This window comes from Rubrivivax benzoatilyticus JA2 = ATCC BAA-35, from assembly GCF_000190375.1.
GTDB lineage: Bacteria > Pseudomonadota > Gammaproteobacteria > Burkholderiales > Burkholderiaceae_C > Rubrivivax > Rubrivivax benzoatilyticus.
The window spans coordinates 1-9,915 of sequence record NZ_AEWG01000045.1 but is presented as its reverse complement, the minus strand read 5'-3'; the positions used below and the strand labels follow the sequence as shown (position 1 = coordinate 9,915).

The window sequence follows — 9,915 nt, the reverse complement described above, 5'->3', positions numbered from 1 at the left end:
CCCGGCCCTCGGCCAGCGGCGTCACCGCGGGTGGCTGCCAGCTCCTGGGCAGCTTGGACTCGCGCGGATAACCGGCCGCGTCGAGGTAGGCGTTCCAGTCGGCGGGCGACAGGCCGCGCAGCACCTGCTGGCCGACCGTCAGCGCCGGCACGGTGCGCGCGCCGGTCAGGCGTTCGAGCGCCAGCGTGTCGTCGTCGCTGGCCACGGCGCGCTCGCGATAGGGCACGCCGCGCTGCTGCAGCAGCGTGCGTGCGCTGTCGCAGGGCGGGCATTCGGCCGCGGCGTAGAGCACGACCGGGTAACGCGCGCTGGCCTGGCGCAGCTCCAGCGGCAGCGAGGCATCGCCCAGCGGCGTCGACTCGCCGTGGCGGCCGATGCTGGTGATGCGCGCGTTGGACGCGACCGGCGGCCGGTCGGTGTAGGTCACGCTGCCGTCGGGCCCGATCACCTTGTACAGCGACCAAGCCGGCAGGCAGGTCGCGGCGAGCGTGATGGCGGCGGCGAGTTGGCGCGTGCGGAGCATGGCGGCAATCTAGCGCAGGACGGCGGCGCCGGGGAGCGTCATGCCCTGGTGGCGCAACAGCGCATCGAGACGGGGTTCACGCCCGCGGAAGGCGACGAAGCTCTCCAGCGCCGGGCGGCTGCCGCCGGCCTCGAGCACGCATTCGCGGAAACGGCGCCCGGTCGCCGGGTCGAAGACGCCGGCTTCCTCGAAGGCGCTGAAGGCGTCGGCCGACAGCACCTCGGCCCAGGCGTAGCTGTAGTAGCCCGCCGAGTAGCCGCCGTCGAACAGGTGCGTGAAGCTGTGCGGAAAGCGATGCCAGTCGGGCATCGCCCAGCCGCCGATCTCGGCGCGCACCTCCTCGGCCAGCGCCATCACGCGCCGTTCGGCGCCCGGCTCGGCGTGCAGCCGCATGTCGAACAGGCCGAACTCGGCGTGGCGCAGCATCATCAGCCCGCTCTGGAAGTTCTTCGCCGCGACCATGCGCTCGAAGAGCTCGCGCGGCAGCGGCGCGCCGGTGTCGGCGTGCGCCGACAGCCGCGACAGCACCTCCCACTCCCAGGCGAAGTTCTCCATGAACTGGCTGGGCAGCTCGACGGCGTCCCACTCGACGCCGCTGATGCCGGCCACCGCCAGCTCGTCGACCTGGGTCAGCATGTGGTGCAGGCCGTGGCCGAACTCGTGGAACAGCGTGACGACGTCGTCGTGCGACAGCAGCGCCGGCTTGTCGCCGACCGGCGGCGCGAAGTTGCAGACCAGGTGCGCCAGCGGCCACTGCAGGCCGCCGCCGTCGGGCCGCCGCCAGCGGCCGCGGGCGTCGTCCATCCAGGCACCGGACTGCTTGCCGGGCCGGGCGTGGAGGTCCAGGTAGACGCCGGCGATCGTGCGGCGGTCGCGGCGCAGCTCGCAGAAGCGCACGTCCGGGTGCCAGACCGGCGCCTCGGCGGGCACGATCTCGACCTCGAACAGCGTGCGCACCAGATCGAACAGGCCATCGAGCACCCGCGGCTCGGTGAAGTACTGGCGGACCTCGGCGTTGGAGAAGGCGTAGCGCGACTGCTTCAGGCGTTCGCTGGCGTAGCGCCGGTCCCAGGGCTGCAGCGGCGACAGGCCGAGCTCGCGTGCGGCGAAGTCTTCGAGTTCCTGCTTGTCGGCCTGCGCGAAAGGCCGTGCGCGCTGCGCGAGGTCGCGGATGAAGTCCATCACCTGCGCCGGCGTCTCGGCCATCTTCGGCACCAGCGAGACCTCGGCATGGCTGGCCAGGCCGAGCAGCGCGGCTTCTTCCTGGCGCAGCGCGACGATCTCGGCGATCAGCGGGCCGTTGTCGAGCTCGGCGGCGCCGAACTCGCTGGCACGCGTGGCGTCGGCGCGGAACAGCTGCTCGCGCAGGGCGCGGTCGTGCGCGTACTGCAGCACCGGGCGCAGCACCGGCTCGTGCAGCGTCAGCTTGTGGCCGTCGCGGCCTTCGGCGGCGGCCGCGGCGCGTGTGGCCTCGACGACGTCGGCCGGAACCCCGGCCAGCGCCGCCGTCTCGACGTAGAGCGCGAAGCCGTCGGTGGCGTCGAGCACGTGTTCGCCGAAGCTCTGCGACAGCTCGGCCAGGCGCGACTGGATGGCGGCGAAACGTTCGCGCGCCGCGCCCCGCAGCTCGGCGCCGCCGAGCACGAAGTCGCGCAGCGCATCGGCCAGCGCCTTGCGGCGCGCCGGGGCCAGTGTCGCGGCCTCGGGCCGCGCCGCGACCGCCTTGTACTTGGCGTACAGGCGTTCGTCGGCGCCCAGGCGGGTCAGGAAGTCGGTGACCCGGGGCAGCGCCTCGCCATAGGCGGCGCGCAGCTCGGGCGTGTCGGCGACGGCCTGCAGATGGCCGACCGCGCTCCAGGCTCGGCGCAGGCGCTCGACCGGCACGTCCAGCGCGAGCGACAACGCCTCGTACTCGGCCGGCACGGCGTCGGAGACGGCGGCTTCGAGCGCCGCGTCGGCCTCGGCCAGCAGCGCGTCGACCGCCGGCACGACGTGCTCTGCGCGGATCTCGGCGAACCGCGGCAGGCCGGAGAAGTCGAGCAGCGGGCTCAACGCGCCGCGCCCTGGGCCGTCTCGGCCGCCTGCAGCGTGTTGACGAGCAGCATCGTGATCGTCATCGGGCCGACGCCGCCGGGCACCGGGGTGATCCAGCCGGCGACTTCACGCACGCCGGCAAAGTCGACGTCGCCGCAGAGCTTGCCTTCGTCGTTGCGGTTCATGCCGACGTCGATGACGATCGCGCCGGGCTTGACCATGTCGGCGGTGACCGTGTTGCGCCGGCCGACCGCGGCGACGACGACGTCGGCCTGGCGCACGTGGTGGGCGAGGTCGGCGGTGCCGCTGTGGCAGACGGTGACGGTGGCGTTGGCCTGCAGCAGCAGCAGCGCCATCGGCTTGCCGACGGTGTTGCTGCGGCCGATGACGACCGCGTGTTTGCCCTTCAGGCTCTGGCCGGTGCTCTCGATCAGCTTCATGCAGCCGAACGGCGTGCACGGGCGCAGGCCGGGCAGGCCGCTGGCCAGCTCGCCGGCCGACAGCACCGAGAAGCCGTCGACGTCCTTCTCGGGCGCGATCGCGGCGATGACCTTCTGCGGGTCGATGTGTTTGGGCAGCGGCATCTGCACCAGGATGCCGTCGATCGCCGGGTCGGCGTTGAGCGCGGCGATGCGTGCCAGCAGCGCGGTCTCTGCGAGGTCGGCGTCGTACTTCTCGAACACCGAGTGCAGGCCGCTCTCGCCGCAGGCCTTGATCTTGTTGCGCACGTAGACCGCGCTGGCCGGGTCTTCGCCGACCAGGATGACGGCCAGACCCGGGCGACGGGGCAGGGCGGCGGCACGTTCGGCGACGCCGGCACGGAGGGTTCGGGACAGCGCGACGCCGTCGATCAGCTGGGCGGTCATTCTTCTAGCGGCTCCACAAACGAGAAAGGCCGCTGGGGCAGCGGCCTCGGGGGACGGGTGTTTCGGGTGCGGCTCAGGCCTTGCCGTGCGCGCCGAGCGCGATCTTCAGCAGGTCGGCGACGGTGTTGGCGTTGAGCTTTTCCATGATGTTGGCGCGATGCGCCTCCACCGTCTTGATGCTGATGCCCAGGTCGTCGGCGATCTGCTTGTTCAGGCGGCCGGCGACGATGCGCTCGAGCACCTGCGACTCGCGCGTCGTCAGGCGCGCCAGCAGCGCGTCGCGGCTGGCCTGCTCCTGGTGCTGGCTGAAGGCCTGGCGCGCCTGGTCGAGCATGCGCTCGACCAGCGACACGAGTTCCTCTTCCTTGAAGGGCTTCTCGATGAAGTCCATCGCGCCCTTCTTCATCGTCGTGACGGCCATCGGCACGTCGCCGTGGCCGGTGATGAAGACGATCGGCAGCGGGCTCTTGCGTTCGAGCAGGCGGTCTTGCAGTTCCAGGCCGCTCATGCCGTCCATGCGGATGTCGGCGATGAGGCACGCCACTTCGCGCGGATCGAAGCGCGCGAGGAAGGACTCGGCCGAGTCGAAGCACTTGACGCGGTAGTCCTTGCCTTCCAGCAACCACTGCAGCGAATCGCGTACGGCCTCGTCGTCGTCGACGACGTAGACGGTGCCCTTCTTGGGGATCAGGCTCATGTGGAGGTGACGGTGGGGGTGGATGAAACCGCCTTGCCCGCCTCGTCTCCCGTGCCTGCCGCCTCGTGGCGCGCCGCGATGTCGACGGGCAGGGTGAAGGCGAAACGGCAGCCGACGATGTGGTGGCCATTGTAGAGGTTCTGGGCCCTCATCCGCCCTCGGTGAGACTCGATAATCGAGCGACAGAGGGACAGCCCGATGCCCAGCCCTTCGGCCTTGGTCGAGAAGAAGGCTTCGTACAGCCGGCCCAGCACTTCCTCCTTGATGCCCGGGCCCATGTCGGTGACGCTGAACTCGATGACGTCGCCTTCCTCCTGGGCGTAACGTGGCACCACCGACAGCTCGATGTGGCGCCGTGCCGGCGGCAGCGCGGCGCTGTCGATCGCCTCGGCGGCGTTCTTCAGCAGGTTCAGCAGCACCTGCTCGACGAGGATCGGGTCGCACATCAGCGTCGGCAGGCGCTGCGCGACGTAGGTGTGGATCGCCACCTGGCGCCGGCGCAGCTCGATGCCGGCCAGGTCGACGGCGTCCTCGACGATCTGCTGGGCCTGCGCCGGCTGGCGCTGCGGCTCGCTGCGTTTCACGAACGAGCGGATGCGGTGGATGATCTGGCCGGCGCGTTCGGCCTGGCGCGCGGTCTTCTGCAGCGCGGCCACCAGGTCGTCCTGCGAGATGCTGCCGGCCTTCACGCGCGAGACCATGCCGTTGCAGTAGTTGGTGATCGCCGTCAGCGGCTGGTTCAGCTCGTGCGCGACCGACGAGGCCATCTCGCCCATCGTCACCAGCCGGCTCGTCACCTGCGCCTTCTCCGCCTGCATCGCGGTCTGCTCTTCGGCGCGGCGGCGGGCGGTGATGTCGGTGGCGATCAGCATCTGCGCCAGCCGGCCGTCGGTCCACTGCAGGTAGCGCGAGCGCACGTCGAACCACTTCTGCAGCGACTCGACGAAGACCTCGCGCGGGCTGGTGCCGACCTCGGTCAGCTCGTGCGTCGGCAGACCGGAGAGCTGGTCGACGTCGTCCTCGGCGCCGGGCATGAACTCGGCCGGCGCGGCGCCGCCGGTCAGCAGCGCGTGGCCGCGTGCGTCGCCGCCGAACCACAGCCGGTACGAGCGGTTGGTGAACAGCAGCTCGCCCTGCTGCACCGAGAGCACCGAGACCGAGGCGTCCAGGCCCTCCAGCACGGTCGTGAAACGTTCGTGCGAGGCCGAGAGCTGGTCGCGGATGCGCTTGGCCTCGGTGATGTTGGTCATCGAGGTCATCCAGCCGGTCTGCTGCCCCTTGGGGTCGATCAGCGGCGAGACGTACATGCGCGCGTCGAAGACCAGGCCGTCCTTGCGCATCACCTTGACCTCGATGCCGCCCGACGGGCTGCGGCCCTGCAGCTCGAGCTGCAGGAAGCGGCCGTTCTCCTCGACGCGGTCGGGCGGCCAGTACGGGAAGGGCGGCAGGCGGCCGATCAGCTCGTGCTCGGCGAAGCCCGTCATCTGGCAGAAGGCCGCGTTCACGTAGGTCATGCGGCCGTCCAGGTCCATCGCGCGCATGCCGGTGGGCATGGAGTTCTCCATCGCGCGGCGGAAGTTGGTCTCCTGGGTCAGCGCCTCCTGGATGCGCACGCGGTGGCGCATGTGGCGCCAGGTGCCGAGCAGCATCCAGACCGTCAGCCCGGCCAGCGCGACGACCATCCAGAACAGCGTGTTGCTGACCAGGCCCTTGGACGTCGGGTAGCCCTGGCCACGCAGCATCAGGCCGTTCAGCGCGGGCGTCAGCGGCGCGTCGCTGACCAGCGGCTCGCGGCCGCCGGCGGCGTCGGGCAGGCGCGTCACGGTGCTGGCCAGCACGCTGCCGTACTGGTCGACGACCGAGACCATGTGCCGCCGCGCCACGTCCTCGGGCACGAAGTTGCGCAGCAGCGTGTCCACCGAGTACTCGACGACCAGCACGCCGCTGAAGCGGCCGCGCTCGATCAGCGGCATCTGCAGCTGGAAGTACGGGTTGCCGATGTCGTCGACGAAGGAGCCGGAGTAGGTCGGCAGCCGGGTCGTGCGGGCGCTGTCGAAGGCCTGTGCCGCGGCGCCGTTGCGGGCTGTCAGCGGGGCCAGCGGCGCCTGCGCGCCGGGGCGGCCTTCGCGCACGCTCGCGTCGGGCGCGTACAGCGTGGCGAGGTGGATCGCGATCGGAACGCGGTCGGCCCCGACCCAGCTCACCTGGATGACCTCGGGCCTGTCCTTGGAGAACGCCGTCGCCTGCTCGATGAAACGCTCCGGCGACAGGCCCGGCGCGACCATCTCGCGCGCCACCGGCGTCAGCAGTTCCTGGTTCTGGATCAGGCGCAGGCCGATCTGCTGCTGGGTCAGCTCGGCGTCGCGCTTGATCGACTCGGTCTCGCGCACGATCTCCTCGTTGCGCAGATACCAGAAGGCCGCGGTGATCGCCGCGAGGAACAGCAGCACCGACATCAGCGGCCCGAGCGTCGCCAGCCGGTCCTGGCGCGCCGGCGAGAGTCCGCGCCACCAGCCGGCGAACGGGCGGCGGCGGCGGGTGGCCGGCGCCGCGCGGCCGGACGGGGAAGCGGATTTCGGAGCCATGACCCATTATCCCGAGCGTGCCGGCGAAATCCGCCCGGGGGCAACGCCGAGTCGGCGTGCTCCGGGTCTCATATCTCGCAATGCGATAAAGCCCTGCACTATTCGGAATGCGTGGCACGTGACAAACTCCCCGCCGTCCGAGATCGACCACAAAGGAGACAAGCATGTCCGCAATGCCGGAGGCCCTGCCGGGCGACCCCGGGGACCACGACGCGCAGGAGACGCGCGAATGGCTGGAGGCGCTGTCGGCGGTCATCGCCAACGAAGGCCCCGAGCGGGCGCACTACCTGCTCGATCAGCTGATCGACGAGGCGCGCCGTTCCGGTGTCGGCATGCCGTTCTCGGCCAACACCGCCTACGTCAACACGATCCCGCCCCACGAAGAGGAGCGCAGCCCCGGCAATCTCGAGCTCGAGGGCCGGCTGCGTGCGGCGATGCGCTGGAACGCGATGGCGATGGTCGTCAAGGCCAACCGCCTGCACCCGGAGGACGGTGGTGACCTGGGCGGCCACATCAGCTCGTTCGCCTCGGTGGCGCACATGTTCGCCGCCGGCTTCAACCATTTCTGGCACGGCGACAGCGAAGGTCATGGCGGCGACCTGCTCTACATCCAGGGCCACAGCGCGCCCGGCATCTACGCCCGCGCCTTCCTGGAAGGACGCCTGACCGAGGAGCAGCTGCTGAACTTCCGTCAGGAAGTCGGCGGCAAGGGGCTGTCGAGCTACCCGCATCCGAAGCTGATGCCCGACTTCTGGCAGTTCCCGACCGTCAGCATGGGCCTGGGCCCGCTGATGGCGATCTACCAGGCGCGTTTCCTCAAGTACCTGCACGCGCGCGGCATCGCCGACACCTCCAAGCGCAAGGTCTGGGTGTTCCTGGGCGACGGCGAGATGGACGAGCCGGAGAGCACCGGCGCCATCGGCCTGGCGGCGCGCGAGAAGCTCGACAACCTGATCTTCGTCGTCAACTGCAACCTGCAGCGCCTGGACGGCCCGGTGCGCGGCAACGGCAAGATCATCCAGGAGCTCGAAGGCGAGTTCCGCGGTGCCGGCTGGAACGTCATCAAGCTGATCTGGGGCAGCAACTGGGACCCGCTGCTGGCGCGCGACAAGGATGGGGCGCTGCGCCGCATCATGATGGACACGCTGGACGGCGACTACCAGGCCTTCAAGGCCAACGACGGCGCCTTCGTGCGCAAGCACTTCTTCGGCCGCGACCCGCGCACGCTGGAGATGGTGTCCAAGATGAGCGACAGCGACATCTGGCAGCTGCGCCGCGGCGGCCACGACGCCAACAAGGTCTACGCCGCCTTCCACCGCGCCAACGCCCACACCGGCCAGCCGACCGTCGTGCTCGTGAAGACCGTCAAGGGCTACGGCATGGGCAAGGCCGGCGAAGGCAAGAACACCGCGCACCAGGCCAAGAAGCTCAGCGACGACGACATCCGCTACTTCCGCGACCGTTTCAACGTGCCGATCCCGGACAGCGAGCTGCCGAAGATCCCGTTCTACAAGCCGGCCGACGACACGCCGGAGATGCGCTACCTGCACGAGCGCCGCAAGGCGCTGGGCGGCTACCTGCCGCAGCGCCGGCGCAAGGCCGAGGAGAGCTTCGTCGTGCCGCCGCTGGAGACCTTCAAGGCCGTGCTCGAGCCCACCGCCGAAGGCCGCGAGATCAGCACCACCCAGGCCTACGTGCGTTTCCTGACGCAGCTGCTGCGTGACCCGGCGCTGGGCCCGCGTGTCGTGCCGATCCTCGTCGACGAGGCGCGCACCTTCGGCATGGAAGGCCTGTTCCGCCAGATCGGCATCTACAACCCCGAGGGCCAGAAGTACACGCCGGTCGATCGCGACCAGGTCATGTACTACCGCGAGGACAAGGCCGGCCAGATCCTGCAGGAAGGCATCAACGAGGCCGGCGGCATGGCCAGCTGGATCGCCGCGGCGACCTCGTACTCGACGAACAACCGGATCATGATCCCGTTCTTCGTCTACTACTCGATGTTCGGCTTCCAGCGCATCGGCGACCTGGCCTGGGCCGCCGGCGACATGCAGGCGCGCGGCTTCCTGCTGGGCGGCACCTCGGGGCGCACGACGCTCAACGGCGAGGGCCTGCAGCACGAGGACGGCCACAGCCACATCCTGGCCGGCACGATCCCGAACTGCGTCAGCTACGACCCGAGCTTCGCGCACGAGGTCGGCGTCATCCTGCACCACGGCCTCAAGCGCATGGTCGAGCAGCAGGAGAACGTCTTCTTCTACGTCACGCTGCTCAACGAGAACTACCCGATGCCCGGCCTGAAACCCGGCACCGAGGAGCAGATCATCAAGGGCCTGTACCTGCTGGAGCCCGGCGCCGAGCACCCGCCCAAGGTGAACCTGCTGGGCAGCGGCACGATCCTGCGCGAAGCCCAGGCAGCACGCGACCTGCTGGCCGCCGACTGGGGCGTGTCGGCCAACGTCTGGAGCGCGCCGAGCTTCAACGAGCTGACACGCGACGGCCAGGACTGCGAACGCTGGAACCTGCTGAACCCGACCGCCGAGCCGCGTGTGCCCTACGTCGCGCAGCAACTGGGCGCGCATGCCGGGCCGGTCGTCGCGTCGACCGACTACATGAAAAACTACGCCGAGCAGATCCGCCCGTTCATGCCCAAGGGCCGCGTCTACAAGGTGCTGGGCACCGACGGCTTCGGCCGCAGCGACTTCCGCAGCCGGCTGCGTTCGCACTTCGAAGTCGACCGCCACCACATCGTCGTCGCCGCGCTGAAGGCGCTGGCCGAGGAGGGCACGGTGCCGCCGGCCAAGGTCGCCGAGGCGATCGCCAAGTACGGTCTGGACCCGGCCAAGCCGAACCCGCTGAACGCCTGAGAATCGAAAAGACGAACGGAGATAACCCATGGCGGTGGTGGAACTGAAGGTCCCCGACATCGGCGACTTCAAGGAGGTCGAGGTCATCGAGCTGCTGGTCAAGCCGGGCGACACGATCGCGCTGGACCAGTCGCTGGCGACGGTCGAGTCGGACAAGGCCTCGATGGAGATCCCGGCCGAACGCGCCGGCACGGTGCGCGAGCTGAAGATCCAGCTCGGCGACAAGGTCAGCCAGGGCAGCCTGATCGCGCTGCTCGAGGTGGGCGACGACGCCGCAGCACCGGCGGCGCCGGCCGCGGCACCCGTGGCCGCACCCGCGGCGCCTGCGCCTGCAGCGCTCGCG

Annotated in this window: 7 protein-coding genes; 2 read left to right on the top strand and 5 right to left on the bottom strand. The window is 70.1% G+C overall.

Going from position 1 to position 9,915, the window contains the following annotated elements; genetic code table 11:
• The 5 genes from RBXJA2T_RS04770 to RBXJA2T_RS04750 all read right to left on the bottom strand — a co-directional run.
• On the bottom strand, positions 1-523 hold a 523-nt coding region (locus RBXJA2T_RS04770), incomplete at its 3' end, for a glutaredoxin family protein (protein ID WP_009856192.1).
• A 9-nt stretch (positions 524-532) separates the two neighbouring features.
• Positions 533-2,575, bottom strand: coding sequence for a M3 family metallopeptidase (locus RBXJA2T_RS04765; RefSeq protein ID WP_009856191.1), 2,043 nt, complete (start codon positions 2,573-2,575; stop codon positions 533-535).
• Positions 2,572-3,423 carry a bifunctional methylenetetrahydrofolate dehydrogenase/methenyltetrahydrofolate cyclohydrolase FolD gene (folD, locus tag RBXJA2T_RS04760; protein WP_009856190.1) on the bottom strand — a complete coding sequence of 284 codons (852 nt, stop codon included), beginning with the start codon at positions 3,421-3,423 and terminating at the stop codon, positions 2,572-2,574. The genes RBXJA2T_RS04765 and folD overlap by 4 nt, the downstream gene beginning before the upstream one ends.
• Positions 3,424-3,496: 73 nt before the next feature.
• The gene (locus RBXJA2T_RS04755; protein ID WP_009856189.1) at positions 3,497-4,120 is read right to left on the bottom strand and encodes a response regulator transcription factor; all 624 of its coding nucleotides are present in this window, start codon (positions 4,118-4,120) and stop codon (positions 3,497-3,499) included.
• On the bottom strand, positions 4,117-6,705 hold the full coding sequence (locus tag RBXJA2T_RS04750) for a PAS domain-containing sensor histidine kinase (protein WP_009856188.1): 2,589 nt from the start codon (positions 6,703-6,705) through the stop codon (positions 4,117-4,119). The genes RBXJA2T_RS04755 and RBXJA2T_RS04750 overlap by 4 nt, the downstream gene beginning before the upstream one ends.
• Before the next feature lie 164 nt (positions 6,706-6,869).
• Here RBXJA2T_RS04750 and aceE point away from each other — a divergent pair, with 164 nt between their 5' ends.
• On the top strand, positions 6,870-9,572 hold the full coding sequence (aceE, locus tag RBXJA2T_RS04745; RefSeq protein ID WP_009856187.1) for a pyruvate dehydrogenase (acetyl-transferring), homodimeric type: 2,703 nt from the start codon (positions 6,870-6,872) through the stop codon (positions 9,570-9,572).
• Between the two features lie 28 nt (positions 9,573-9,600).
• On the top strand, positions 9,601-9,915 hold a 315-nt coding region (locus RBXJA2T_RS04740), incomplete at its 3' end, for a biotin/lipoyl-containing protein (protein ID WP_009856186.1).

Coding starts and splice junctions, on each gene's coding strand:
- folD (WP_009856190.1), bottom strand. CDS start 3,423: ATGACCGCCCAGCTGATCGACGGCGTCGCGCTGTCCCGAACCCTCCGT.
- RBXJA2T_RS04755 (WP_009856189.1), bottom strand. CDS start 4,120: ATGAGCCTGATCCCCAAGAAGGGCACCGTCTACGTCGTCGACGACGAC.
- RBXJA2T_RS04750 (WP_009856188.1), bottom strand. CDS start 6,705: ATGGCTCCGAAATCCGCTTCCCCGTCCGGCCGCGCGGCGCCGGCCACC.
- aceE (WP_009856187.1), top strand. CDS start 6,870: ATGTCCGCAATGCCGGAGGCCCTGCCGGGCGACCCCGGGGACCACGAC.